The sequence below is a fragment of the Alterluteimonas muca genome (assembly GCF_021191595.1).
GTDB classification, from domain to species: domain Bacteria; phylum Pseudomonadota; class Gammaproteobacteria; order Xanthomonadales; family Xanthomonadaceae; genus Luteimonas; species Luteimonas muca.
In genome coordinates this window covers 93843-117957 of sequence record NZ_JAIWPS010000011.1, presented here as the reverse complement: position 1 = coordinate 117957, position 24115 = coordinate 93843, and the positions used below count along the sequence as shown (strand labels likewise).

The 24115-nt window shown below is 71.0% G+C and carries 22 protein-coding genes; 11 read left to right on the top strand and 11 right to left on the bottom strand.

Annotation, left to right across the window (positions count from 1 at the left end; all coding sequences use genetic code 11):
* Positions 1–107 precede the first annotated feature (107 nt).
* The 3 genes from LDO11_RS12900 to sufT all read right to left on the bottom strand — a co-directional run bounded on the left by LDO11_RS12900 (position 108) and on the right by sufT (position 5060).
* Positions 108–2081, bottom strand: coding sequence for a PKD domain-containing protein (locus LDO11_RS12900; RefSeq protein ID WP_232141896.1), 1974 nt, complete (start codon positions 2079–2081; stop codon positions 108–110).
* A gap of 97 nt (positions 2082–2178) precedes the next feature.
* A complete protein-coding gene (locus LDO11_RS12890) occupies positions 2179–4242 on the bottom strand; it encodes a S8 family peptidase (protein ID WP_435574648.1) in 2064 nt (687 codons plus the stop codon).
* 266 nt (positions 4243–4508) lie between these two features.
* Positions 4509–5060, bottom strand: a complete 552-nt coding sequence (gene sufT / locus LDO11_RS12885) for a putative Fe-S cluster assembly protein SufT (protein ID WP_232141895.1) — start codon at positions 5058–5060, stop codon at positions 4509–4511.
* Between the two features lie 153 nt (positions 5061–5213).
* Here sufT and LDO11_RS12880 point away from each other — a divergent pair, with 153 nt between their 5' ends.
* Positions 5214–5669 (top strand): hypothetical protein, encoded by a 456-nt coding sequence (locus LDO11_RS12880; protein WP_232141894.1) that lies wholly within the window; start codon positions 5214–5216, stop codon positions 5667–5669.
* Positions 5670–5697: 28 nt separating this feature from the next.
* Here LDO11_RS12880 and LDO11_RS12875 read toward each other — a convergent pair whose 3' ends face one another.
* Together LDO11_RS12875 and LDO11_RS12870 are read right to left on the bottom strand one after the other, a co-directional pair.
* Complete coding sequence (locus tag LDO11_RS12875; RefSeq protein ID WP_232141893.1) at positions 5698–7098, bottom strand: NAD(P)(+) transhydrogenase (Re/Si-specific) subunit beta; 1401 nt, start codon at positions 7096–7098, stop codon at positions 5698–5700.
* Positions 7095–7394 carry an NAD(P) transhydrogenase subunit alpha part 2 gene (locus LDO11_RS12870; RefSeq protein ID WP_129136561.1) on the bottom strand — a complete coding sequence of 100 codons (300 nt, stop codon included), beginning with the start codon at positions 7392–7394 and terminating at the stop codon, positions 7095–7097. Before LDO11_RS12870 ends, LDO11_RS12875 begins: the two co-directional genes overlap by 4 nt.
* A gap of 162 nt (positions 7395–7556) precedes the next feature.
* Between LDO11_RS12870 and LDO11_RS12865 the strand changes: the two genes are divergently transcribed.
* The 3 genes from LDO11_RS12865 to LDO11_RS12855 are packed head-to-tail and all read left to right on the top strand — an operon-like array spanning position 7557 to position 8919.
* On the top strand, positions 7557–8111 hold the full coding sequence (locus LDO11_RS12865; RefSeq protein ID WP_129136562.1) for an RNA polymerase sigma factor: 555 nt from the start codon (positions 7557–7559) through the stop codon (positions 8109–8111).
* On the top strand, positions 8108–8485 hold the full coding sequence (locus LDO11_RS12860; protein WP_232141892.1) for a hypothetical protein: 378 nt from the start codon (positions 8108–8110) through the stop codon (positions 8483–8485). The genes LDO11_RS12865 and LDO11_RS12860 overlap by 4 nt, the downstream gene beginning before the upstream one ends.
* 5 nt (positions 8486–8490) lie before the next feature.
* Positions 8491–8919 (top strand): DUF3106 domain-containing protein, encoded by a 429-nt coding sequence (locus tag LDO11_RS12855; RefSeq protein WP_232141891.1) that lies wholly within the window; start codon positions 8491–8493, stop codon positions 8917–8919.
* A gap of 15 nt (positions 8920–8934) precedes the next feature.
* Here LDO11_RS12855 and LDO11_RS12850 read toward each other — a convergent pair whose 3' ends face one another.
* The 3 genes from LDO11_RS12850 to LDO11_RS12840 form a co-directional block, all read right to left on the bottom strand.
* Positions 8935–10050, bottom strand: a complete 1116-nt coding sequence (locus LDO11_RS12850; RefSeq protein WP_232141890.1) for an NAD(P) transhydrogenase subunit alpha — start codon at positions 10048–10050, stop codon at positions 8935–8937.
* Between the two features lie 151 nt (positions 10051–10201).
* Positions 10202–12310, bottom strand: a complete 2109-nt coding sequence (locus tag LDO11_RS12845) for a DUF1631 family protein (protein ID WP_232141889.1) — start codon at positions 12308–12310, stop codon at positions 10202–10204.
* 163 nt (positions 12311–12473) lie between these two features.
* Entirely contained in the window at positions 12474–14861 is a 2388-nt protein-coding gene (locus tag LDO11_RS12840) for a DUF1631 family protein (protein ID WP_232141888.1), read from the bottom strand.
* 78 nt (positions 14862–14939) lie between these two features.
* Here LDO11_RS12840 and LDO11_RS12835 point away from each other — a divergent pair, with 78 nt between their 5' ends.
* From LDO11_RS12835 to LDO11_RS12825, 3 genes are read left to right on the top strand one after another with little or no spacing between them, the layout of a single operon-like run.
* Positions 14940–15533: a nitroreductase family protein gene (locus LDO11_RS12835; RefSeq protein WP_232141887.1), complete on the top strand. Its 594-nt coding sequence runs from the start codon at positions 14940–14942 to the stop codon at positions 15531–15533.
* Positions 15534–15544: 11 nt separating this feature from the next.
* Positions 15545–16513: a 5'-3' exonuclease gene (locus tag LDO11_RS12830; protein ID WP_232141926.1), complete on the top strand. Its 969-nt coding sequence runs from the start codon at positions 15545–15547 to the stop codon at positions 16511–16513.
* Between the two features lie 41 nt (positions 16514–16554).
* Positions 16555–17112, top strand: a complete 558-nt coding sequence (locus tag LDO11_RS12825; protein WP_232141886.1) for an NUDIX hydrolase — start codon at positions 16555–16557, stop codon at positions 17110–17112.
* A 28-nt stretch (positions 17113–17140) separates the two neighbouring features.
* Here LDO11_RS12825 and pip read toward each other — a convergent pair whose 3' ends face one another.
* Together pip and prmC are read right to left on the bottom strand one after the other, a co-directional pair.
* Entirely contained in the window at positions 17141–18088 is a 948-nt protein-coding gene (gene pip / locus LDO11_RS12820) for a prolyl aminopeptidase (protein ID WP_232141885.1), read from the bottom strand.
* Between the two features lie 31 nt (positions 18089–18119).
* A complete protein-coding gene (gene prmC / locus LDO11_RS12815; protein ID WP_435574647.1) occupies positions 18120–19016 on the bottom strand; it encodes a peptide chain release factor N(5)-glutamine methyltransferase in 897 nt (298 codons plus the stop codon).
* Between the two features lie 462 nt (positions 19017–19478).
* Between prmC and ahpC the strand changes: the two genes are divergently transcribed.
* The 4 genes from ahpC (at position 19479) to rnk (ending at position 23425) form a co-directional block, all read left to right on the top strand.
* Complete coding sequence (gene ahpC / locus LDO11_RS12810; protein ID WP_100321969.1) at positions 19479–20042, top strand: alkyl hydroperoxide reductase subunit C; 564 nt, start codon at positions 19479–19481, stop codon at positions 20040–20042.
* A gap of 212 nt (positions 20043–20254) precedes the next feature.
* Positions 20255–21844 carry an alkyl hydroperoxide reductase subunit F gene (ahpF, locus tag LDO11_RS12805; RefSeq protein WP_232141884.1) on the top strand — a complete coding sequence of 530 codons (1590 nt, stop codon included), beginning with the start codon at positions 20255–20257 and terminating at the stop codon, positions 21842–21844.
* A 53-nt stretch (positions 21845–21897) separates the two neighbouring features.
* On the top strand, positions 21898–22884 hold the full coding sequence (gene oxyR, locus LDO11_RS12800; RefSeq protein WP_232141883.1) for a DNA-binding transcriptional regulator OxyR: 987 nt from the start codon (positions 21898–21900) through the stop codon (positions 22882–22884).
* A 133-nt stretch (positions 22885–23017) separates the two neighbouring features.
* Complete coding sequence (rnk, locus tag LDO11_RS12795) at positions 23018–23425, top strand: nucleoside diphosphate kinase regulator (RefSeq protein ID WP_129136574.1); 408 nt, start codon at positions 23018–23020, stop codon at positions 23423–23425.
* Between the two features lie 34 nt (positions 23426–23459).
* On the opposite strand, the gene msrA is transcribed toward rnk, so the two are convergent.
* Positions 23460–24110 carry a peptide-methionine (S)-S-oxide reductase MsrA gene (msrA, locus tag LDO11_RS12790; RefSeq protein ID WP_232141882.1) on the bottom strand — a complete coding sequence of 217 codons (651 nt, stop codon included), beginning with the start codon at positions 24108–24110 and terminating at the stop codon, positions 23460–23462.
* Positions 24111–24115 lie beyond the last annotated feature (5 nt).

Genomic DNA, 24115 nt, shown 5'->3' with positions numbered 1-24115 from the left:
GTGGGATGTGCCCTCAGCATAGGCCTGTCGGCCGTGGCGCGCCCGCGGCACCGGCGCCGGCCGTCGGGCCCGCTTCCATTTCGCTGGAAGCGGGGCCGGCGCAGGCCTCAGTTGTGGCGGGCCTGCAGGGTGACGTTGGCCAACGCGGTCTCGCCGACCAGCTTGATGTAGTAGCTGCCCGGCTGCGGGTTGGCGATGCGCACGCTCTCGCTGTTGCCCGGCCGCGCAGAACGGGCGTCATGCTCCGCTTCGGTCGGCTCGGCCTCGAAGGACACATACAGGCTGAGGTTCCCGCTGCCGCCCGAGGTGAGGATGCTCAGCGGCCCGCTGGCACCTTCCGGCACGTCGATGCGGTACAGCAGTTCCTCGCCGGCACCGCCCGCCACGCCGCGCACGGGCGTCCGGTTGAGCAGTTCGATCGCATCCGGGCCGGTGTCGCCGACCTCGATCGACTGGCTGTGCGAATTGCTGTTGCCCTCGTCGTCGGTCACCGTCAGCGTGACCGTGTACACGCCGGCCTCGTCGTAGGTCTTGACCGGATCGGCCTCGTCGGAGGTGGTGCCGTCGCCGAAGTCCCAGCTCCAGGCCACGATGTCGCCATCGTCGGTGGAGGTGTCGGTGAACGCCACCGTGAGCGTCTCGTCGTCGACCGTCCAGCTGAACCCTGCGACCGGATCACCGGGCTGGCCCGCACCGCCGATGCCATCGATGAACTGCGCCCCGGTGCCCGCCGGGTCGAGCCAGGTGCTCAGCCGGGTGGCATCGGTGCCGCCGCCGGCCCACGAGGTGTGGATGCGGCCGTACCAGTCGACGTGCTGCGAGCCGGTGGTGCTGCACGAGGCGTAGCCGCCATGCAGCTGGCCGATCACGCGCTTGTCCGGGCTGAAGATCGGCGAGCCCGACGAGCCGCCCTCGGTGGTGCCCTGCGGGTTCCACTGCACCTTGAGGTGGCTGTTGCCGGCGTTGCCGAGGTAGCCCTCGATCACCAGCGGGTTGTTGGAGTGGGTGATGCGCTTCTCCGCCACGCGCGGGTGGTGGATGCCGGTGGCGCCGTTGTAGGTGATGTCGCGGCGGTCCCAGCCGTTCCAGCTGAGGTTGAACTCCGGGTTGGCCGGATCGTCGAGCTCCAGCAGGGTGAAGTCGGAGGTGGCCCAGGTCGCCTTCACGGTGGCACCGGTCTGGTTCTGCGCCATGCTGCCGTCGCCGTTGGCGCCGCTCTCAGGGCTGCCCGGGACGCGGCAGGTGGAGTTCTCGTAGTTCCAGTAGACGACGATCGATGCCGCCGCGTCCGCGGTGCCCATGCCGCAGTGGTGCGCGGTGAGGAAGTACATGCTGCGGTCGCTGGCGGTGTTGTTGACCAGCGAGCCGGTGCAGTAGAGCGTGCCGAAACGCGAGTACGCCCCGACTGCCGGAATCTGCTGGCGCCAGTCGTCGCCGGCCGGACAGGCCACGTCGACGTTGCACGAGCCCGACACGCCGGCCGCCTGTTCCAGCGAACCGGCACGGGCCAGCCGGCCGAAGCCGACATAGTCGTGGTTGACGCTGCCGATGCGCAGGCGCAGCTCATCCGCGCGGTCCTTCGGCACCACCACCTCGATCACCGCGTGGTCCCCGGGCACCACCGGTGTCCACAGCGCACCGTGCGGTTTGTTGTCTGCCGCGGTGAAGGTACGGATCGCGCCGGGCTCGGCGTCCTCGGGCAGGCCGGCGGGATAGATCAGCATGTGCCCGCCCTCGGGCATGCGGTACTCGTCGAAACCGAAGTTCAGCGACAGCGCGCCCTTCGACTCCACCCGCAGCCGCCACACCAGGGTGTCGGCGTCGATCTCGTCCCAGTCGCCTGCGTCCACCGGGGTGATCGACACCCTGTGCGGGGTCGCGAAGCGCACCGGCGCGTCGCGGCGCGGCGCGCGGTTGCGCAGGTCCTCGGCCAGCAGCCGGGCGTTGTCCACGCGCGGCATGGTGCGCACCTCGACCGTGTGCTCGGCCGGCAGGCGGTGGTCGAACGCCGCGGGGCGTTCACCGGCGGCGGCTCCGGCAGCCGCCGAGCCGGCCAGCAGCATCGCAATCCATCGTTTCATCGTCAGGTCCATCCTTCGTTGCGGAGTGGTCGCGCCGTGGCGATCGCACGCGGCGCTGCGTGGGTCCGGGCGGCACCTGCCACCCGGACGGCCGGGCTCAGTTGCCGGTGTAGTTGCCCACGAGGCTGACGCCGGAATACGCGGAATAGCCGCGCACGGTGACGTGCCAGGTCCCGGACTGCGGGCTGGCGAAGGTGCAGCTCTCGTTGTTGCCGGTGCGGTACGGGCGGCAGTCGTAGACCGAGGTGGTCGGCGCCGCGCCGCGGCGCACGTAGAGGTCCGCATCGCCGCTGCCGCCGGACATCGCGAAGCTCAGGTTGCTGGCGCCGGCCGGTACGCTGAAGGTCCAGGTGCGGCTGCTGCTGGCCGCGCCCGAGATCCCGGTGACCGGCACGCCCTTCTGCAGCTGGTTGCCGCCGCCACCGCTTCCGGCATTGAAGCGGCCGGTCAGGGTGATGCCCGAGAACGTGGAATAGCCGCGGATCATCACGTGGTACGTACCGGCTTGCGGCGCGGCGAAGCTGCAGCTCTCGGCATTGCCGCTGCGGTAGGGCCGGCAGTCATACGCCGAGGTGGTCGGCTGCGAGCCGAAACGGACGTAGAGATCGGCATCGCCGCTGCCGCCGGACATCGCGATGTCGAGGTTGGTCGCACCGGCGGGCACGGTGATCGTCCAGTACTGGCTGCTGCCGGCGCCGCCGGCGACCCCGGTCACCGGGACGCCATTCTGCAGCGCGCCGCCGCCCGGCGGATCCGGATCCGGGCCCGGGCCACCGCCACCACCGGCCGCTGCATCCACCGCGGCCTTCGCATTGATGATGCCCGCGCCGCAGCCGCCCGAGCAGGCCCCCGGCAACGGCCGCGCGGTGCTCTTGAGGATGCTTTCGACCTGCGCCGGCGTCAGCGGCGTGGACGCCGCGGACTGCATCAGCGCGACCACGCCGGCCACGTGCGGGGCCGCCATCGAGGTGCCGTTGTAGGACGCGTAGCTTTCCGTGCCCGGCGCGCGGGTGCCGCTGTTGAGGGTGGAGACGATGCCCACGCCGGGTGCCGACACGTCGATGCCGGTGCCGTAGTTGGAGAAGCTGGCGCGCGATCCGTTCTGGTCGGTCGCCGCCACCGCGATCACGTTGGCGCAGTTGGCCGGGGTGAACCCGGACACGTTGGCATTGCTGTTGCCGGCCGCCACCACCACCGTGGTGCCACGCGACACCGCACCGTTGATCGCGTTCTGGGTGGTGCTGCCGCAGCTGCCACCGCCGCCGAGGCTCAGGTTGATGACCTCGGCCGGGTTCTGGTTGGCCGGCACCCCGGGCACCGATCCGCCCGAGGCCCAGATGATGCCGTCGGCAATGTCCGAGGTGTAGCCGCCACCGCGGCCAAGCACGCGCACGTGCGACACCTTTGCATTGAACGCGGTACCGGCCACGCCGGTGCCGTTGTTGGTCAGCGCGGCGACGGTGCCGGCGACATGGGTGCCGTGCCAGCTCGACGGGTCGCTGCCGTAGTAGTCGCCCGGATCGGACGGGTCGGCGTCACGCGCGTTGCCGTCGCCGCCGACGGTGGCGTCGCTGACCATGTCGTAGCCCGCAATCGTGTTGCCGTTGAGGTCGCTATGGCTGGTGCTGCCGGTATCGAGCACCGCGACCACCACGCCTGCGCCCGTGGCCACGTCCCAGGCCTGGTCGGCGCGGATGCCGCCGGTGGCGTTGAAGTAGCCCCACTGCTGGCTGTAGCGCGGGTCGTTGGGCGACAGCGCGATCTGCAGCACCTGGTCGACCTCGACGTATTCCACTGCAGGATCCGCGGCGATCTGCCGCATCAGCATTTCCGCCTCGGCGCGGTCGAGCTTGCGGCCGGTGGTCACCACCTCGGCGCCGGTGCCGGTACGCCGCAGCGCGCGCACCGCCAGTGGCGCACCCTTGCTGGCCGGCACCGCACGTGCGGCCGTCTGCAATTGCCGCTGCAGCGCGGCGCTATCGGAGCTCGCAGCGGTGCCGTCGCGGTACTTGACGATGAAACGGTCGTGGAGATCTGCCGACTGCAGGCCGCCCAGGTTGAGCCGCTCGCCGGCGAGCGCGGGCACGGCGACGGACGACAGGGCGGTTGCGGTGGCGATCGCCAGCACCCGCATGCGGATGCGCTGATGGGACACGGACATCGGATACTCCCGGGCGGGGGAGGCCGCGCGGCCTCCGTGAGGGTGGACTGCTCGACGCCGGCTGCGGGCGTGCACTCAGCCGGAGAGTGGCGACGTATGACGTGTTGCGTGCACGAACTGACGCTAAGCGACCGTTCATGGTGAACGCAAGACAACAAACCGTCGGCCGTCATCGCATGAATGCGATAGCCATCACGGATCGGGAGATTGGGTGCCGGAATTCCGACGGAACGCGTCGGTCGCGACGCGGACGCAGCGGTGCTGCGTCAGTACATGCCGGTCTCGAGCCGGGCCGCCTCGGACATCATGCTGCGGTTCCACGGCGGGTCGAACACCAGTTCGACATCGGCCTCGGAGATCGTCGGGATCATCTCGAGCTTGCTGCGCACGTCGTCGACGAGGATGTCGCCCATGCCGCAGCCGGGCGCGGTCAGCGTCATCTTGACCTCGACCGTCCTGTTGCCGTCCACGGGGGGGTGCACCACGGCTTCGTAGACCAGGCCGAGATCGACCACGTTGATCGGGATTTCGGGATCGAAGCAGGTACGCAGCTGCTTCCAGACCAGCTGCTCGACCGCGGCATCGTCGGCGTCGTCCGGCAGCTCCAGCGGTTCCGGCGGTTCCTTGCCGATCGCATCGGCATCGCGGCCGGCGATGCGGAAGAGGTTGCCCTCGACGAACACCGTATAGCTGCCACCCAGCGCCTGGGTGATGTAACCGGCGCTGCCGGCAGGCAGGGTCACTTCCTCGCCCTGGGGGACGAGAACGGCGGCGCAATCGCGCTCGAAACGGACGGGTTCGCTGCTACGGGAGTACATGGGCCGGAGATGGGGGCGCGATCGGCGCGTGCAAGCCGTGCATTGTAGCGGCGCGCCCGGATCACCGTGCCCTGCGGCTCACGCGGATCCCGGAATGCTGCGTGCCGTCGCCGTGCAACGCGCCCGGAGCCGGCGACGCACGCCGATCCCGGTATGCTGGCGCGCCCTGCCCGTCCGTTGCTGATGACCGCCCTCGAGCCTGCGCGCAAGTCCGTCGCCTTCCGCGCCTTCGACCTTGTCGTGCTCGCGGTGGGCTGTGTCGGCTTCGCGGCGATCTGGGTGCTGCTGGCTGGCGGCTTCGGCCGTCCGCTGCATGCGATGGCCGTGGTCGCGGCACTCGATGCCGCGCTGCTGCTGCGGCTGGTGCGCATGCGCCCCGGCCCGCCACGCGCCCTCGCAGGCGCGCTGGTGACCGCAACCATCATCGTGCTGGCGCAGTGGGGGGTGATCGCGGGCCAGGTCGGCAGCATGTTCGGGCTGCTGCCATGGGAGTCCGCCCTCAGGCTCGGCCCGTCGCTTGCGTGGGTGATCGCGGGCCTGGCACTGGATGCGGTGGCGTTGGCGTGGTTCGGGGCTTCGCTGGTGATCGCCGCGGTGCTGTCGCGGTGACGATCGATCTCGCGCGGCGCGGCGGCTTTCAGTGGCCGGAGTCGAGCGCCTTCAGCTCGCTCACCAGCGCACCGGCCATCTCCGCACCATCGCCATAGAGCATGCGCGTGTTGTCGGCGTAGAACAGCGCGTTCTCGATGCCGGCAAAACCGGTGCCCTTGCCGCGCTTGATGACGATGGTGTTCTTCGACTCCACCACGTCGAGGATTGGCATGCCGTAGATCGGCGATGCGGGATCAGTTTTCGCCACCGGGTTGACCACGTCGTTGGCGCCGATCACCAGGCTGACATCGGTATTGGCGAATTCGGCGTTGATGTCCTCCATGTCGGCGATGAGGTCGTACGGCACGCCGGCTTCCGCCAGCAGCACGTTCATATGCCCGGGCATGCGCCCGGCCACCGGGTGGATCGCGAACTTCACCTTGACCCCGCGCTCGATCAGCCGTTGCGCCAGTTCCCAGATCTTGTGCTGGGCCTGCGCCACCGCCATGCCGTAGCCGGGCACGATCACCACGCGCTCGGCGAACGCCATCATCGCGGCCACGTCGCCGGCCTCGATCGGTTTCTGCGTGCCCTCGATTGCGGCCCCGGCGGCGCCGGCGCCACCGAAGCTCGAGAACAGCACGCTGGCGATCGAGCGGTTCATGGCTTTCGCCATCAGCCGGGTCAGCAGGATGCCCGCCGCGCCCACCATCATGCCGGCGATGATCAGCGCCTCGTTGCCCAGCACATAGCCCTCGAACGCCACCGCCAGGCCGGTGAGCGCGTTGTAGAGCGAGATCACCACCGGCATGTCGGCGCCGCCGATCGGCAGCGTCATCAATACGCCCAGCGCCAGCGCGACGATGAAGAACGCCACCACCAGCGGCATGCCCAGCGCATGCACCAGCAGGCCGCCCAGCACCAGCGCGGCGAGAAACACCGCCGCGTTGAACATCTGCATGCCGGGGAAGCTGTAACGCCTGTCCATGCGGCCGTCGAGCTTGGCCCAGGCGATGATCGAGCCCGACAGCGCCACCGAGCCGATCAGCGCGCCCAGCACCGCCAGCACCAGCGCAACCTGCGACGGCGCCGCGCCGGCATCGCTCCAGCGCAGCAGCTCCACCGCCCCGATCGCCGCCGCCGAGCCGCCGCCGAGGCCGTTGTACAGCGCCACCATCTGCGGCATGTCGGTGATGGCCACGCGCTTGCCCGACACCCACGCCAGCGCGGTGCCGATGGCGATCGCCAGCACGATCAGCGGGATATTGCCGAGCCCCGGCTGCAGGAACGTGGCGGCGGTGGCGACCAGCATGCCGGCCCCGGCCCAGCGGATGCCGCTGCGCGCGGTCAGCGGCGAGGCCATGCGCTGCAGGCCGAGCAGGAACAGCGTGGCGGCGACCAGGTAGCTGGCCCTGACCACGAGATCGAGGATCTCCCCGGCGCTCATGCCTTCGGCCCCGGTTTCCTGGACGACCTGAACATGTCGAGCATGCGCTCGGTCACCACGTAACCGCCGGCCGCGTTGCCCGCGCCCATCAGCACCGCGACGAAGCCGATCACCTTCTCCGTCGTGGTCTCGGCGTGGCCGAGCACGATCATCGCGCCGATCAGTACGATGCCGTGGATGAAGTTGCTGCCCGACATCAACGGCGTATGCAGGATCACCGGCACGCGGGCGATGATCACGTGCCCCGCGATCGCCGCCAGCATGAAGATGTACAGCGCCACGAATCCGTCGCCCATGCGCACGCTCCCCTTGCCCGCCCCCGCCCGATCATACCCGGGCGCGCCCACCGTGCACGGCGTGCGTGTCAACCGCCGCCGACCCCATGCGTTGACAGTCCCGACCCCTCACCGAGGCCCGCCCACATCGTGGATGGCAGCCTGCCCACCGCCCGCACCCGCATGCCCGTGACCGGCCCCGCCGATCACGCGGCCGCCGATGTCGCGGCGCCGGCCACGCTGGACGCGTTCTTCGCTGGGGTACGCACGCGGGCATTCCGCTTCGCCGAGATCGGCCTGCGCCACCGCGAGGACGCGCTGGACGCGGTGCAGGATGCGATGACCCGCATGCTCGGCTACCGCGACCGCCCGCCGGAGGAATGGACCGCGCTGTTCTGGACCATCCTGCGCAGCCGCATCGTCGACATCCAGCGCCGGCGCATGTTCCGCCTGGGCTGGATGACCGATGCCGGTGGCACCGCCGACACCAGCCTCGACTGGGCCGACGCCAGCCCGGACCCCTCGCGCGCGCAGGACTCGCGCGAGGCCTACACCGCCCTCGTCGCGGCGCTGCGCACGCTGCCACGTCGCCAGCGCGAAGCCTTCACCCTGCGGATCCTGGAAGAACTCGACGTGGCGACCACCGCACGGGTCATGGGCTGCAGCGACGGCTCGGTGAAAACCCATCTTTCGCGCGCCCGCGAGGCGCTGCAACGGCAACTGGAGGATTTCCGATGACCGCCCACCACGGTCCGCAGGACCGCTTCGACCATGCCGCACGTCGCCTGCACGACGACGCCCTGCGGCAGGTCCCCCCGCGCACGCTAGCGCGGCTGCGCCCGCGCAGCGCTCCGTCGCCGGCGCCGGCGCCGACGCGGCGGCCGGTGTTCGCACTCGCCAGCGCCTGTGTGCTGGCGATGGCCGCCTTCGTGGGGATGCAGCTGCTCCCGGACACCGGCACCCCGGCGCCCCACACCGGACCCCTGGTGGCCCGGCAGGCCCCGGCGCCGATGGTGCTGCCAGCCGCCGACCCGCTGGCGACGCTGGAAGAAGACCCCGATATGTTCCTGTGGCTGGCCTCGATCGAGGCGCAGCCGGTGGCGATGGAGTGACCCCGATGACACCGATCCGTACCTGCCTCCTCGCCGCGCTGCTGGGCCTCACCGGCTCCGCCTTCGCCACGCCGCCCACCGCCAGTGAAAACACGCCCGCGCTGCCGGCCTGGGACCAGCTCGACGCCACGCAGCGCGACCTCCTCGTCCAGCCGGTCCGCGACCGTTGGGACGCGAGCCCCGAGGCCCGCCAGCGGATGCTGCGCCATGCCGAACGCTGGCGGCAGATGACCCCCGAACAGCGCGACCGCGCCCGCCAGGGCATGAAGCGCTGGGAGGACATGTCGCCTGAACGCCGGGCCGAAGCCCGCGTGTTCTACCAGCACATGCGGCGGTTGCCCGAGGCCGAGCGCGAGGCGCTGCGCACGCGCTGGAAGACGATGTCCGCCGAGGAACGCCAGCGCTGGCTGGAGACCAACCGCCCGCGCGACTGAGGCGCGTCGCTCCTCTCAGGCGGTCGCCGCGGCGTCCGCCGCCGGCACCGCCGGCCACACCGTCTTTGCCAGCAGCTCGTCGCTCCAGTCGAACGCGAGCGCGCCATCGGCCAGCAGCAGCTGCACGAAATTCAGCACGTTGCGCGCGTACATCTCGCTGGCATGGCGGGCGCCGAGGCTTGCCAGGTGCAGCGGGCCGGCCACGGTCACGCCACCGACGTCGTGGGTCTGGCCGGGACGGGTGGCCTCGCAGTTGCCGCCGGTTTCCGCCGCCGTGTCGACGATCACGCTGCCGGGCTGCATGCCGGCCACCATCGCCGCGGTGATGATCCTCGGCGCCGGGCGCCCGGGCACCGCCGCCGTACACACCACCACGTCGATGCCGCGCAGGTGCTCGGCCAGCCGGCGCTGCTGTTCGGCGCGTTCCTCGTCGCTCAGCGCGCGCGCATAGCCACCCTCGCCGGCGGCGCTCACGCCGAGGTCGAGGAAGCGCGCGCCGAGCGATTCGATCTGTTCGCGCGTTTCCGGGCGCACGTCGAAGCCTTCCACCTGCGCACCGAGGCGGCGCGCAGTGGCGATCGCCTGCAGGCCGGCCACGCCGGCACCGATCACCAGCACCTTCGACGGGCGGATGGTGCCCGCGGCCGTGGTGAGCATCGGAAAGAAGCGCGGGGCGAGCTGTGCGGCGATCAGTACCGCCTTGTAGCCGGCCATCCCGGCCTGCGAGCTCAGCACGTCCATCGACTGCGCACGGGTGGTGCGCGGCAGGCGTTCCAGCGGGAAGGCGAGCAGCCCGCGCGCGCGGATCGCGTCGCCGCGGGCCTCGTCGGCTTCGGGCTGCAGGATGCCGACCAGGACCGCGCCGGCCTGCAGCGCGTCGAGCTGCAACGCTGCCGGCGCCTGCACGCAGAGCACGACGTCGGCGCCCTGGAGCGCCGCAGCCCCGTCATCGACCAGTTGCACCCCGGCCGCGGCGTACTCGGCATCGGCGAAGTACGCACCGTCGCCGCTGCCGCGCTCCAGCTGCACGCGGGCGCCAGCGGCGACCAGTTTGCGGCAGGTTTCCGGCGTGGCGGCCACGCGTCGCTCGCCCTGCGCGCGCTCGCGCGCAACCCCGATCGTGATCGCCATGCCCGTTCCCCGTTCGTCCCTGCCCGCTCCCGATCCTAGGAGCCGGCGCAGCGGAAGTCATCCGGCACGTGCCGTCGCGTCGCCGCCCGCCCGCGTGCGCTGGCGCGCCGGGCCGCGCAGCCACGCGCAGGGCAAGGCCAGCTGCAACCGGTCAGGGCGCGCCCTGCTCCAGCCGCCGCAGGGCGGCGTCCACCGGCCCCGGCAACGGGCGGGGCAGCAGTTCACCGCGGGCGATCGCCCCGGCGAGTTCGGCGGCCGTGCAAAGCCGCTCGCGTGCGCCCTGCAGGTTGACCAGCAGGCTGGCGCTGCTGATCGGGCTGCGCCAGGCCAGCCGCAGCATCCGCGGTGCCACGCCCGGCCGCTGATCGACCACGCGTTGGCCGACGGCGAGCGGCTCGATGCCGGGCGACACCCCGTGCGTGACGGGATCGAATCCATCGCCTTCCGGCGCCAGTGGCGTCATCGCCTGCGGAGTACGCGGGGCGTCGGGTTGTGCCAGATCGGCGACCAGCCCGGACAGCAGGCGGGTCGCCGCATCGGCATCCAGGCCGCAGGCGGCGCAGCAGTCGCGCAATGCCGGCTCGATGGCGATCAATCCATCGGCGACCGCGCGGCCGACGCCGCTGCGCGCGTCCGCGTCCAGCCGTTGCATCGCCTCGCCCAGCGCCACGGCGTCGCGGTAGCGCACCGAGTCGACGCCATCACGCAGCCAGGTCTGCACCAGCAGCTGCCGCCACGGCTCGGCAAGGAACTCGCCCACGCTGGGCAGCAGTGGACCACGCATGAGCAGCACATGCAGGCGCGCGTCGGCATCGCGGCGCGCAGCGGCAAGCCGCTCGCGACCCCGGATCGCCTGCCACACGCGCTTCTCCGCGAGTTCCGCGCGTCGCTGCAGCGGCTCGATGGCCTGGTCCATGCGCCGCAGCAACTGCTCGAACAGCCCGTTGTTGCCGTGGTATTCGTCGATGATGGCCTGCGCCACCTGGTCGGCGAGCGTGTGCAGCTCCTGCTCGGCGGGCAGCTCGCAGGGATTGGCGTCCCAGCACTCCACCAGCCGCGCCAGCACCTGCAGCGCCGGATGCCCCGGCGCCTCGTCGAACAGGTAGGCATCCTCCAGTGCAAGGCGCAGGAAGGGCAGCGTGAGCCGGGCCAGCCGGTCGAGCGCCGCCGGCCCGAGCGCATGCGACGAGGCAAGCTCGTCGAACAGCCGCCCCAGCAGCTCGATGGTGTCGTCCTGCACCTGCGCCGGCACCGCGGTGCCGTGCTGGATGCCGATGCGCTCACCGACCTGCGACAGGCAGTCGCGCAGTACGCGCCCGATCGATGGCTGCCCGCGCACCGCCAGCAACGCGTCGGGCTCGGCCTGCAGCAGCGAGAGCAGGGCCAGCAGTTCCTCGGCGCGCATCTCGCGTGCGCCATCCGCGGGCCGCGCGCGGCGCACCCGTTCGCGCAACAGGTTGCCGCGCACCGCATCGGCGGGCGTGCGCCGGGGTGCCGCGGGCTGGCCCGCCTGCGGCCGCCAGGTCGAGGCGCGCGGCGCCAGCGCATTGCCCTGCGACCACACCGTGTCACGGCCGGTCGCGATGCCGACGGACCCGAGCAGCATCGCCTCCTCGCTGCCCGACGCCATCGCATAGCCGGCATCGGCCAACTCGCTGTTGAGCCATGTGTACAGATCGCCGAGGCGATCGCCGGCCTGGCGTTCGTAATGGCGCAACACGGCGGCGCGCACGCGCGGGTTGCAGTCGTGCACGGTGACGGCACCCAGGTAGGCCTGCACCAGCGCGCGCGGAGCGAAAGGATTGCCGGGGCGTGACTGGCTGCCCAGGCAGGCGGCCAGTGAGTACAGCCGGCGGTCGATGGTGTCGAGGATGTCGGCGTGCCGGCGCTCCAGCGCGCCGATCACCGGCTCGCCGATCAGCTGCGCCTGCAGCTCGTCGTCGCTGACCAGGGCGTAGGCATCGCCCTGCGCGGGCGCGCCATCGGTGTGCGGCCAGCCCTGGGTGCCCTGCAGGAAGCGCTCCTGCCAGCGGCGTTCATAGCTGGTGGACTGGCGCGTGAGCAGCAACAGGTCGGTGCGATCCTCGAGCAGCCCGGGCGGCGGCGGATCCTGCAGCGCGAGCCCGTCGCACTCGCGGCGCGCAGCCGCGATCGCCTCCGCCAGCAAGGGCGCCAGCCGCGTGCACATGCCACGCCTGAGATCGTCGAAGACACGGGGCGGAGCCGCCGCCGTAGTGTCCATGTTGCCGTCGCGTCCCATCGACTCCGCCTGTCCACCCCCGGCGGGCGGCCGCCGCTAGCCTAAGCGATACGGTGCCGGCGCATGTCGACGCCTGCGGGGATACATCCCGCTATCGGCAACGGCGCGAAAACCTTGAATGCGACCGTGCGGCACGTGCCCCGTGGACTGTCGCGGCTGGCTGTCAGCCGGCGTTGACCGCCGCCTTCAGCGGTGCCCGTGGCGCATGGTTGAGCCGCTGCCAGAGCTGCTTCATCGCCTCGTCGAACGGTGCATCCACCGAGCGCACCACCGCGCGGCCGGCGGCGACCATGGCCGCCAGTTCCTCGGGCGATACCACCAGCTTGCGGATGCCGCGCCGGTTGACCAGCAGGAAACGCGAGGTCAGCGGGCTGATCCAGGCGATCCGGGCAGCGGTCTCGTGCCCGGCGCGGTCGATCAGGCGCACGCCCTGCCCCACCTTGAGGCGACGCATCCGCGCGGCGATCGCCGGGTCGAACTCCAGGGTGTCGGTACCGCCGACCAGGCGCAGCGGCGGCAGGCCGTCGTCCTGTTCGAACTCGTCGACCTCGTCGGCGCGCGGGGTGTGCACCTGGCGCGCGGTATCGGGCATCGCCAGCGCGGCGATGATGCGCGCCATCGCCTCGCGGGCGCTGGCGGCATCCAGGCCGCAGCTGGAATAGCACTCGCCCAGAGGCGCCTGCAGGGCGAGCAGCTGTGCCGCGACCGCGGCGCCGCGCACCTGCGCGGCATCGGCGTCGACCTGCAGCATCGCGTCGCCAAGCCCGACGGCGAGGTGGTAGCGCTCGGCCTCCGCGCCTTCGCGCAGCCAGGTCTGGGTGAGGTGGTGGCGCCAGTGTTCGTCGAGGAAATGCGCGACCGCGGCGGTCATCGGCCGGTCGGCAAGCCGCGAGGCCACCAGTTCCTCGGCGGCGCGTCGCGCCAGCTGCAGCCGCTCGCGGCCGTAGATCGATTCGGCGATGCGGCGCTCGGCGATCTCGGCGCGCTTGCGCTGCTGGTCGAGCTGGTCCCGCAGCTCGCTTGCGGCGAGCTCGAAGATTGCCGCGTCGTCCTGGAATTCGGCGACAACGCGGTCGACCGCGCGCTCGGCGTGGTCGAGCGTCTCCTGGTCGCGCGCGGTCTCGCCGCTGTTGCCGTCGCAGGCCTCGGTGAGTGCATCGAGCAGCTTGCGCGCCGGATGCGAGCGGCGGTTGAACAGGGAATCGTCCACCAGCGCCACCTTCAGGTAGGGCATCACCAGCTTCCCGTACATGGCGCGCGCCCGCTGCAGCAGGTCGTTGGCCTCGACCAGGGACTGGAACAGGATGCCGACCAGGTCGATCGCGTCCTCCTCGTCGGCGCTGAAGCGGACCCGCTCCGGATCGAGGCCCAGCTGCCGCACGCTGCCCAGGATCTGGCTGCGCAGGACATCGCCGAGCGGGCGCTTGTCCTCGCCGGCCAACGCGCGCGCATACGGTGCCGGGTCGTCGCCCTGCAGCAGCGAGGCGATGTTGAACATGTCATCGGTGGCGAGGAACTGCCCGTCGTTGGCAGGCTCGTCAGGCGCGGAATCGGCTTCCGGCGCGGTATTGAAATGCCCGCCCATGCGCCCGGCCAGCGTGGACCCGCCATGCCGGCGCCAGACGTGCAGCTGCTCGCGCACGATGTCGCGGTAACGCAGCGGCTGGCCCTCGACATGGCCGGCCGGCGCGGTGGGCATCGCATAGCCGGATGCGGCTTCGGCCACGCCGCCGCCATACGCGGACTGACCGGTGTGCGCGTCGCCGCCGTCGAACCCCGGCGCGCCGGTGTCGCGGGCCTCGACCGTGCCGCCGTCGGGCACCCACGCATCCGGCGCCGGCGCGGCCGGCTGCTGGCTGCGCGGGGGCTGGATCGTGCGCGGCGCCGGCGTGTTGCCGGTGAATGCCGCATCGGCCAGGGTCCTGTTGGCCCTCGCGTAGACATCGCCCAGGGTCTTGGGCAGGCGCTTGTCGAACTGCTGGAACACCATGCGCCGCAGGCTCGGCGTCAGGTCCTCGGCCTCGAACAGCTCCACGAACGCAGTGACCGCGACCGCCGGGCGCAGCGGATTCAGGCGCCGGCCCTTCAGCCCGAGCGCATGCGCCAGCGCATCGAGGCGCTCGTCGAGTTCAGTCAGCGGATGCAGGAACTGGTGATCGAGCAGCTCGATGATCTGCTGGCCGGCCAGATGGATCTCCAGATCCCCTTCCGACATCAGCTCCAGCGCGCCTTCGCGCTCCGGCTCGCGGGGTTCGGCCTCGCGCCAGTGTGCGAACGCCTGCTCGATCGCCGCGCGGTAGCGGGTGGCAAGCTCCAGCGCGCGCGGCGCCAGTGCCATGATGGCCACCCGGTCTTCCTGCGCCGCGCTGAAGTCGTGCCCGGCCAGGGCGGCGATGCGCACCTGCTCCTCGATGGTGCTCCAGAAGCCGGACATCACCCCGACCAGCTCGGTGACCGCTTCGCGCTGCAGGGTCTCGAGCACGCGCTCGGGCCCGCGCGCGCTTCCGGGACGCGCCGGACGCCTGGCCGGGAGGTCGTCGAGACTGTTCATTCGGGGGACAATACACGCTCGCCATCGAACGACGGCGGAATGTGCATACCATCCTGAATGGCGCGTGGAGCGTCTGTGATGCCAATCCCGAATACCGCTGAAGACGGCACCCTCGAGCTTCTCGACCGGCGCCGGTCCACCCCCGCCCGCCAGCTCGGCGCGCCCGCGCCGGACCATCCCACACTGCTGCGCATCCTGCGCTCGGCAGTGCGCGTGCCCGACCACGGCAAGCGGGTGCCGTTCCGCTTCCTGCGCATCGAGGGCGGCGCCCGCCATGTGCTGGGCGAAGCGGTGGCCACGATCGGCCTGCGCCTGCGTCCCGGGGCGGCCCCGGCCGCGGTCGACAAGGATCGCCAGCGGTTCGCCCACGCGCCGCTGGTGCTGGCCGTGATCGCCGTGCTCGACCCGGAGGACACCATTCCGGAGACCGAGCGCCTGATGACCGCCGGCTGCGTCTGTTTCGCGGTGCTGCAGGCTGCCCAGGCACTGGGCTACGGCGGCAGCTGGCTGACCGGCTGGCCCGCGTTCGATCCGGACGTGATGGCGCTCCTCGGCCTCGGCCCCGACGAGCGCATTGCCGGTTTCATCCATCTGGGCACGCCGCGCATCGATGTGCCGGAACGCGAGCGCCCGGATCCCGCCGCGCTGCTGCGCGACTGGACCCCGGCGTGAGCGACGCCCCGCTGGCCACCGGCAGCCCGGACCCCGCGTGCGCGCAACCGGCGCGGCCGCCGGTCCATCTGGTCGATGCCAGCCTGTACGTGTTCCGCGCCTGGCACTCGATGCCCGACGAGTTCCGCGACGGCGAAGGCTGGCCGACCAATGCCGTGCACGGCTTCGCGCGCTTCCTGCTGGAACTGCTGGAGCGCGAACGTCCGCGGCATATCGCCGTGGCATTCGACGAAGCGCTCGACAGCTGCTTCCGCAATGCGATCTATGCCGAGTACAAGGCCAACCGCCCGCCGGCACCGGAGGAACTGCGCCGGCAGTTCACGCACTGCAAGGCGCTCGCGCAGGCACTCGGGCTGGCGGTGCTGGCCGATGCGCGCTACGAGGCCGACGACCTGATCGGCAGCGCACTGGTGCAGGCGCGCATGCACGGGCTGCGCGGGGTGGTGGTGTCCGCCGACAAGGATCTGTCGCAACTGCTGGCCGAGGGCGACGAGCAATGGGATTTCGCCCGTGGCCAGCGCTGGGGCATGGCCGGGGTGCCGGCCCGCCACGGCGTGCGCGCCGACCAGATCCCCTGCTACCTCGCGCTGTCGGGCGATGCGATCGACAACATCCCCGGCGTGCCCGGCATCGGCGCGAAGACCGCGGCCGCCCTGCTGGCGCACTTCGGTGACCTGGAAACGCTGCTGGCACGGGTCGACGAGGTGCCGTTCCTGCGCCTGCGCGGGGCGCGCCAGACCGCCGCACGGTTGCGTGAGCATGCGGCGCAGGCGCGGCTGTGCCGGCAGCTGACGACGATCGCGCTGGATGCGCCACTGGGCGCAGCGATAGTCCCGTTCCATCGCGGCGTGGCCGATGCCGGTCAGCTGGGCGTGCTGTGCGAACGCCTGCGCTTCGGGCCGCTCACGCGCCGGCGCCTGCAGATGGCCGCAGGGCTGGATGCGCTGCCCGGCACGCTTCCCGACGCCGCGGCCTACTGAGCCCACGCGGCCCGCACACCGGGCCGGGCTAGCATGCGCGCATGAGCAGACCCGACGACACCGGAACCGAACTCCTGTACGAAGGCGAGTGGCTGCGGCTGGTGCGCCGCGGCAAGTGGGAAGCCTGCGAGCGCACCCACAGCGCCGAGGGCCTGGCGGTCATCGTCATCGCGGTCACTCCGGCCGACGAGGTGCTGTTCGTCGAGCAGTACCGGATGGCCCTGGGCGCGCCCACCATCGAGATGCCGGCCGGACTGGTCGGCGACGACGACGCCGGCGACACCCTGGAAGCCGCAGCGACCCGCGAACTGGTCGAGGAAACCGGCTGGGAACCCGGGCGGGTGGAGATCCTGCTCACCGGGCCGACCTCGTCGGGCATGAGCAACGAACGCATCGCCTTCGCCCGCGCCCGCGACCTGCGCAGGGTCGGCGAAGGCGGCGGCGTCGGCAACGAGGACATCACCGTCCACCACGTGCCGCGCGCCGAGGCGCCCGCCTGGCTGATGCGCAAGCACCGCGAAGGCTACGAGCTCGACCTCAAGCTGTGGGCCGGGCTGTGGATGATCGAGCACAATCCGGACGGATCGCCGGCGGACTGAGCGCCGGCGTCGGTTGCGCATCAAGGGCTCAGGCGTTGGCGAAACGGTCGGTGGCCTGCACCAGCGCGTCGACGTTCTCGGGCTCGAACGCGGAATGTCCCGATGCCGGGGTGATGACCAGTTCCGATTTCGGCCATGCGCGATGCAGATCCCACGCGTTCTGCACCGGGCACACCACGTCGTAGCGGCCGTGCACGATGACGCCGGGGATGTCGACGATGCGGTAGATGTCGCGCAGCAGCTGGTCGTCGACCTCGAAGAAACCACCGTTGACGAAGTAGTGGTTCTCGATGCGTGCAAATGCCAGCGCGAAATGCGGGTCGTCGTGGCCGTGCACGAAATCCTGGTCCACGCGCAGGAACGAGGTCGCGCCTTCCCACACGCTCCATGCACGCGCGGCCGCCAGGCGGGTGGCCTCGTCGTCGGAGGTGAGGCGGCGATGGAAGGCGGCGATCATGTCGCCGCGCTCGTTCTCCGGAATGGCGGCGACGTAGTGCTCCCAGGCTTCCGGGAACAGCCGTGACGCGCCTTCCTGGTAGAACCATTCCAGCTCCCAGCGCCGCAGCATGAAGATCCCGCGCAGCACCAGCGCACTCACCCGCCGCGCATGCGCCTGGGCGTAGGCCAGCGCCAGCGTCGAACCCCAGGACCCGCCGAATACCTGCCAGCGGTCGATCCCCAGGTGCTCGCGCAGCTTCTCGATGTCGGCGACCAGGTCCCAGGTGGTGTTGTCGACGAGATCGGCATACGGCGTGGAACGGCCGGCGCCACGCTGGTCGAACAGCACGATCCGATACTTCGCCGGATCGTGGAAGCGGCGCATCTTCGGGTTGCTGCCGCCGCCCGGGCCGCCGTGCAGCAGCACCACCGGCTTGCCCTTCGGGTTGCCGCTCTGCTCGTAGTACAGCGTGTGGCGGTCGTCGACCCGGAGGGTGCCGGTATCGAACGGTTCGATCTCGGGATACAGCGTGCGCATGGGCGTGGGGCTCCTGCGAAAACGCGGCAGTCTACCAGCCGGCCCCGGCGCCCTCCGGCCCCGGTGCCGCGGCCGCAAGGCGCCCGGACCCGACGCGGTCGCGTCCCTCGAGGTCGCAGGCGGTGCCGACATCCGCGAATCCCGCGGCGCGTAGCAGCTCGCGCACGGCTGGGCCCTGGTCGTGGCCGTGCTCGAGCAGCAGCCAGCCACCGGGCTCGAGATGCGCCGGTGCCGCGGCGACGATGCGGCGGATGTCATCGAGCCCGTCGACGCCCGAGGCCAGCGCGGTGGCCGGTTCGAAACGCAGGTCGCCCTCGGACAGGTGCCGGTCGTCGCTGCGGATATAGGGCGGATTGCTGGCGATCAGGTCGAAGCAACGGCCGGCCAGTGGGGCCAGCCAGTCACCGTGGACGAACTCGACGTTGCGGACACCGGCGCTGCCGGCGTTGGCGGCCGCCACGGCCAGCGCCGCTGCGCTGCGGTCGGTGGCCACGACCCGGGCCTGCGGCCGCTCGCGGGCGATGGCCAGCGCGATCGCCCCGCTGCCGGTGCCCAGATCCGCCACCGTCGATGGCACCCCCATGGGCAGGCGCTCCAGGGCGAGTTCCACCAGGCGCTCGGTGTCCTCGCGCGGGATCAGGGTGTCCGGGGTCACGCCAAGGTCCAGCGTCCAGAAGCCACGCCTGCCGGTGAGATAGGCGACCGGCTCGCCGGCTTCGCGGCGTTCCAGCAGCGCATCGAACTCGCGCTGGCGCGCTGCATCCAGACGATCGTCGGCATGCGCGTACAGCCAGCTGCGCGGGCGCTGCAGGACATGCAGCAACAGCCACTCCGCATCCACTGCGCCGATGCGCGCTCCGGCCGCGCGCAGCACGGTATCGAGCCGCGGCGCGGGATCGGCCGGGGTGGCAGACATCGTCATGCTCACATCGTAAGGCGTGGGCGTGCAGGTCATGCACGCCGCCCGGTCATGGATACCGGCGAAAACGCGCTCCGCGTCGGCCGGAATCAAGGCAAAAAGAAGGCGACCAGTGGTCGCCTTGGAATTCCGTGACGCGCATGGGAGGGAGTACGGGACACGGAAGCGGCGGAGCCAAGGGCATCCGCCGGGGCCGCAAGCGGCACGGGTCGATATTGGTGCAATGCAGCACATGGGTCAAGGGTCACCGGAGCGCGCCCCGGCGGGGTTCATGGCTGCACGCGTGTCGCCGCGCGCGTCGGCTGGGCGACCCGTGCGTCAGCCGTTATGAACGGATAAGCCGAGTTCGATAGGCATCAACTATCGAATCGATGGCTTCTATCGATTTTACATATTGATAGCTCGTCCCTATCCTTTGCGCCGTTGCCCGGGACACCGGGCCGTTCTTCCACCCCGCCAACGAGGACTTCAATGTCTCTGATCAATACCCAGGTCCAGCCCTTCAAGACCACCGCCTATCGCAACGGCGAGTTCTTCGAAGTCACCGACGCCGCCCTCAAGGGCAAGTGGTCGGTGCTGATCTTCATGCCGGCCGCATTCACCTTCAACTGCCCGACCGAGGTCGAGGACGCCGCCGAGCATTACGCGGAGTTCCAGAAGGCCAACGCCGAGGTCTACATCGTCACCACCGACACGCATTTCTCGCACAAGGTGTGGCACGAGACTTCCGCCGCCGTCGGCAAGGCGCAGTTCCCGCTGGTCGGTGACCCGACCCACCAGCTGACCCGCGCATTCGGCGTGCACATCGAGGAAGAAGGCCTGGCCCTGCGCGGCACCTTCATCATCAACCCGGAAGGCGTGATCAAGACCGTCGAAATCCACGACAACGCGATCGCCCGCGACGTCACCGAGACCCTGCGCAAGCTCAAGGCTGCCCAGTACGTCGCTGCCAACCCGAACGAGGTCTGCCCGGCCAAGTGGAAGGAAGGCGAGAAGACCCTGAAGCCGTCGCTGGACCTGGTCGGCAAGATCTGATTTTCCGGATCTGACCACGCCACTGCGCCGGCCTTCGGGCCGGGCGTGGCCGGCGTCCATCCCGCACCCCGCGGGATGGGCGTGCACCGGAGCCGGTGGCAAGCCAGCCGCCGCCCGCCGCGTCGCCGGCTCCGGTGCACGCCTCTCCCCCCATCACGTCCGCTGACGCACCGCGCCGTCGCGGCCCGTTATCGACTTTCCGAGGACCCGCCATGCTCGAACAGGATCTCAAGACCCAGCTCGCCGCCTACCTGGAGCGCGTGGTGCGCCCGATCCACATCGTCGCCTCGCTCGACGATGGCGCGAAGTCGGCCGAGATGCGCGAACTGCTGGAGGAAATCGCCACCCTCAGCCCGAAGATCGAGCTGTCGCTTGATGGCGACGACACGCGCCGCCCCTCGTTCGCGCTGGGCACGCCCGGCCACGAGATCTCGCTGCGCTTCGCCGGCCTGCCGATGGGCCACGAGTTCACCTCGCTGGTGCTGGCGCTGCTGCAGGTCGGCGGGCATCCGTCGAAGGCCGCTGCCGAGACCCTCGAGCAGGTTGCCGCGCTGGAAGGCGAGTTCAACTTCGAGACCTATTACTCGCTGTCGTGCCAGAACTGCCCCGATGTGGTGCAGGCGCTGAACCTGGCCGCGGTGCTGAACCCGCGCATCCGCCACGTCGCCATCGACGGCGCGCTGTTCCAGGACGAGGTGGAAGCACGCGAGGTGATGTCGGTGCCGACCGTCTACCTCAATGGCCAGGTATTCGACCAGGGCCGGATGACGCTCGAGCAGATCGTCGCCAAGCTCGATACCAACGCCGCCGCGCGCGAAGCGGAGAAGATCGCCGCGAAGGCGCCGTTCGACGTGCTGGTGGTCGGCGGTGGACCGGCCGGTGCCGCCGCCGCGGTGTATGCCGCGCGCAAGGGCATCCGTACCGGCGTGGCATCGGAGCGCTTCGGCGGCCAGGTGCTGGACACCATGTCGATCGAGAACTTCATCTCGGTGCCGCACACCGAAGGCCCGCGCATGGCGGCGCAGCTCGAACAGCACGTGCGCGAGTACGACGTCGACGTGATGGACCTGCAGCGCGCGGCCCAGCTGGCGCCCGCCGGCGCCGACGGACTGGTCGAGGTGAAGCTGGAGAATGGCGCGTCGCTGAGGTCCAAGGCGGTGATCCTCGCCACCGGCGCGCGCTGGCGGCAGATGGACGTGCCGGGCGAGAACGAGTACCGCAACAGGGGGGTGGCCTATTGCCCGCACTGCGACGGCCCGCTGTTCAAGGGCAAGCACGTGGCGGTGATCGGCGGCGGCAACTCCGGCGTCGAGGCCGCGATCGACCTCGCCGGCATCGTCGCCCATGTGACCCTGATCGAGTTCGACGCCAGCCTGCGCGCCGACCAGGTGCTGCAGCGCAAGCTCCGCAGCCTGCCCAACGTGACCATACTCACCAGCGCGCAGACCACCGAGGTGCTGGGCGATGGCGCGAAGGTGACCGGGCTGGTCTACCGCGACCGTGTCGGCGGCGACAGCCACCGCGTGGTGCTGGACGGCGTGTTCGTGCAGATCGGCCTGCTGCCCAACACCGAGTGGCTGAAGGGCACGCTGGAGCTGTCGCCGCGCGGCGAGATCATGGTCGACGAGCGCGGCCAGACCAGCCTGCCGGGCGTGTTCGCCGCCGGCGACTGCACCACGGTGCCGTACAAGCAGATCGTGATCGCGATGGGGGAAGGTTCGAAGGCCGCGCTGGCCGCGTTCGACCACCTCATCCGCACCAGCGCACCGGCCGCCGCCGGTGCGGTCGCCGAAGCGGTGTAGGACCCCCGCGTGGTCCCGGATGGCGGGTCGCGCGCACGCACTGGAGCATCGCCATGAACCTGCGTGACCTGCGTTACCTCGTCGCCCTCGCCGACCATCGCCACTTCGGGCGGGCAGCGGCGGCCTGTTTCGTCAGCCAGCCGACGCTGTCGACGCAGATCCGCAAGCTCGAGGAGGAACTCGGCGTGGCGCTGGTGGAACGCGCGCCGCGCAAGGTGATGCTGACTCCCGCCGGCCGCGACGCGGCCGAGCGCGCGCGCCGCATCGTCGACGAGATCGAGCAGATGAAGGAGGCCGCACGCCGCGGCCAGGATCCGCAGGCCGGCACCGTGCGGCTAGGCATCTTCCCGACCCTGGGGCCGTACCTGCTGCCGCATGTGATTCCGCGGATCCGCGCGCGCTTCCCGCAGCTGGAACTGCTCCTGTTCGAGGAGAAGAGCGACGTGCTGCTGTCACGGCTGCGCGATGGCCGCCTGGATGCCGCGGTGCTCGCGCTGCCGGTCGACGACGACCAGTTGCATACCGAGGCCCTGTTTTCCGAGCCGTTCGTGCTGGCTGTCCCCGACCGCCACCCGCTGGCCGGACGCGAGCGGCTGCAGCTCGACGAGCTGGCCGACCAGCGCCTGCTGCTGCTCGAGGACGGCCACTGCCTGCGTGAACAGGCGCTCGACGTCTGCCAGCTCTCGGGCGCGCACGAACGCAGCGAATTCCGCGCCACCAGCCTGGAGACGCTGCGGCAGATGGTCGCCGCCAACGTCGGCATCACCCTGCTGCCGATGCTGGCGGTGCAGCCCCCGGTCGCGCGGTCGGAGAACATCCAGCTGGTGCATTTCGCCGCGCCCGCCCCACACCGCGACATCGCGATGACATGGCGGCGCAGTTCGGCGATGGACGCGTTCCTGCGCCAGCTGGCCAGGGAATTCCACGCCCTGCCCGACCAGCTGCTGGTGGCACCCGGCGCCGCCGCTGCCCCGCCCGGTGCCCCGCCCGGTGCCGACCGTCCGGCGGCCGCCGGGCCGGTCACCGCCGGGGTGGCTTGAACCGGCCTGCCGAACGGGCTAGCTTGGACACCGTACGGGCGGCGCTGACGCGTCGCCCGTTTCCTTTGCTCCGGTTCCGGCCCCCGCGTGCCGACCGCATGAGCAACCAGACAACTTCACCGAGGAACCTGTCATGTCCACTCCCAACAGCGGCCTGCCGCCGTCTCTGCTGGTGTCCGAAATCGATGCCGCCCGTCTCGATGCGCTGATCGAGAACCCCACCTGGCGGGGCCACCCGGCGGCGGTGGCGCTGCAGGAAGAACTGCTGCGCGCGCAGGTGCTGCCGGTGGCACAGATGCCGTCCGACGTGGTGCGCATGCATTCGCGGGTGGAGTGCGTCGATGCCGATGGCACCCGCCGCACCCTGACCCTGGTCTACCCGCACGAGGCCGACAGCGCCAGCGGCCGGGTGTCGGTGCTGGCGCCGGTCGGCAGCGCGCTGCTGGGCCTGTCGGTGGGCCAGAGCATCGAATGGCCACGCCCGGACGGCGGAACCCTCAGCCTGGAAGTGGCCTCGGTCGAGCCGCAGCCCGCCGCCTGAGCGGACGGCGCGCGCAGCGGGCCGGGCTTCGGCCTCACACCACCGGCGTTGCTGCGCAGCGCACGCCGGTGCCGCCCAGGCCGCAGTAGCCGCCCGGGTTCTTCGCCAGGTACTGCTGGTGCTCGTCCTCGGCGTAGAAGAACTCCGGCGCCGGATGCACGATTTCCGTGGTGATGTCACCCAGCCCCGCGGCATGCAGCCCGGCCTGGAAGCTGTCGCGGCTGCGCTGCGCCGCCTGCGCCTGTTCCGACGTCGTGCAATGGATCACCGAGCGGTACTGGGTGCCGAGATCGTTGCCCTGGCGCATGCCCTGGGTCGGGTCGTGGCTTTCCCAGAAGGCCGCCAGCAGGCGGTCGAAGCCGATCACCGCCGGGTCGTAGACCACCAGCACCACCTCGGCATGCCCGGTCTGCCCGCTGCAGACCTCGCGGTAGGTGGGATTGGGCGTATGCCCGCCGGCATAGCCGACCGCGGTGGTTTCCACCCCCGGCAGCGACCAGAACACCCGTTCGGCGCCCCAGAAACAGCCCATGCCGAACTGCACCTGCGACAGGCCCTCGAAGGCGTCGCGCAGCGGACGGCCATGCACGTGGTGGCGGTTGTGCAGCGGCAGCGGGTCCGCGCGGCCGGGCAGCGCGTCCTGCGGACGCGGCATCCGCTGTTTCCAGGCACCAATCCCGAACATCGGCT

Excerpts from the sequence above, each read along its gene's own strand:
- LDO11_RS12900 (WP_232141896.1), bottom strand. The coding sequence starts at position 2,081 with ATGAAACGATGGATTGCGATGCTGCTGGCCGGCTCGGCGGCTGCCGGA.
- LDO11_RS12890 (WP_435574648.1), bottom strand. The coding sequence starts at position 4,242 with ATGTCCGTGTCCCATCAGCGCATCCGCATGCGGGTGCTGGCGATCGCC.
- sufT (WP_232141895.1), bottom strand. The coding sequence starts at position 5,060 with ATGTACTCCCGTAGCAGCGAACCCGTCCGTTTCGAGCGCGATTGCGCC.
- LDO11_RS12880 (WP_232141894.1), top strand. The coding sequence starts at position 5,214 with ATGCTGGCGCGCCCTGCCCGTCCGTTGCTGATGACCGCCCTCGAGCCT.
- LDO11_RS12875 (WP_232141893.1), bottom strand. The coding sequence starts at position 7,098 with ATGAGCGCCGGGGAGATCCTCGATCTCGTGGTCAGGGCCAGCTACCTG.
- LDO11_RS12870 (WP_129136561.1), bottom strand. The coding sequence starts at position 7,394 with ATGGGCGACGGATTCGTGGCGCTGTACATCTTCATGCTGGCGGCGATC.
- LDO11_RS12865 (WP_129136562.1), top strand. The coding sequence starts at position 7,557 with ATGCCCGTGACCGGCCCCGCCGATCACGCGGCCGCCGATGTCGCGGCG.
- LDO11_RS12860 (WP_232141892.1), top strand. The coding sequence starts at position 8,108 with ATGACCGCCCACCACGGTCCGCAGGACCGCTTCGACCATGCCGCACGT.
- LDO11_RS12855 (WP_232141891.1), top strand. The coding sequence starts at position 8,491 with ATGACACCGATCCGTACCTGCCTCCTCGCCGCGCTGCTGGGCCTCACC.
- LDO11_RS12850 (WP_232141890.1), bottom strand. The coding sequence starts at position 10,050 with ATGGCGATCACGATCGGGGTTGCGCGCGAGCGCGCGCAGGGCGAGCGA.
- LDO11_RS12845 (WP_232141889.1), bottom strand. The coding sequence starts at position 12,310 with ATGGGACGCGACGGCAACATGGACACTACGGCGGCGGCTCCGCCCCGT.
- LDO11_RS12840 (WP_232141888.1), bottom strand. The coding sequence starts at position 14,861 with ATGAACAGTCTCGACGACCTCCCGGCCAGGCGTCCGGCGCGTCCCGGA.
- LDO11_RS12835 (WP_232141887.1), top strand. The coding sequence starts at position 14,940 with ATGCCAATCCCGAATACCGCTGAAGACGGCACCCTCGAGCTTCTCGAC.
- LDO11_RS12825 (WP_232141886.1), top strand. The coding sequence starts at position 16,555 with ATGAGCAGACCCGACGACACCGGAACCGAACTCCTGTACGAAGGCGAG.
- pip (WP_232141885.1), bottom strand. The coding sequence starts at position 18,088 with ATGCGCACGCTGTATCCCGAGATCGAACCGTTCGATACCGGCACCCTC.
- ahpC (WP_100321969.1), top strand. The coding sequence starts at position 19,479 with ATGTCTCTGATCAATACCCAGGTCCAGCCCTTCAAGACCACCGCCTAT.
- ahpF (WP_232141884.1), top strand. The coding sequence starts at position 20,255 with ATGCTCGAACAGGATCTCAAGACCCAGCTCGCCGCCTACCTGGAGCGC.
- oxyR (WP_232141883.1), top strand. The coding sequence starts at position 21,898 with ATGAACCTGCGTGACCTGCGTTACCTCGTCGCCCTCGCCGACCATCGC.
- rnk (WP_129136574.1), top strand. The coding sequence starts at position 23,018 with ATGTCCACTCCCAACAGCGGCCTGCCGCCGTCTCTGCTGGTGTCCGAA.
- msrA (WP_232141882.1), bottom strand. The coding sequence starts at position 24,110 with ATGTTCGGGATTGGTGCCTGGAAACAGCGGATGCCGCGTCCGCAGGAC.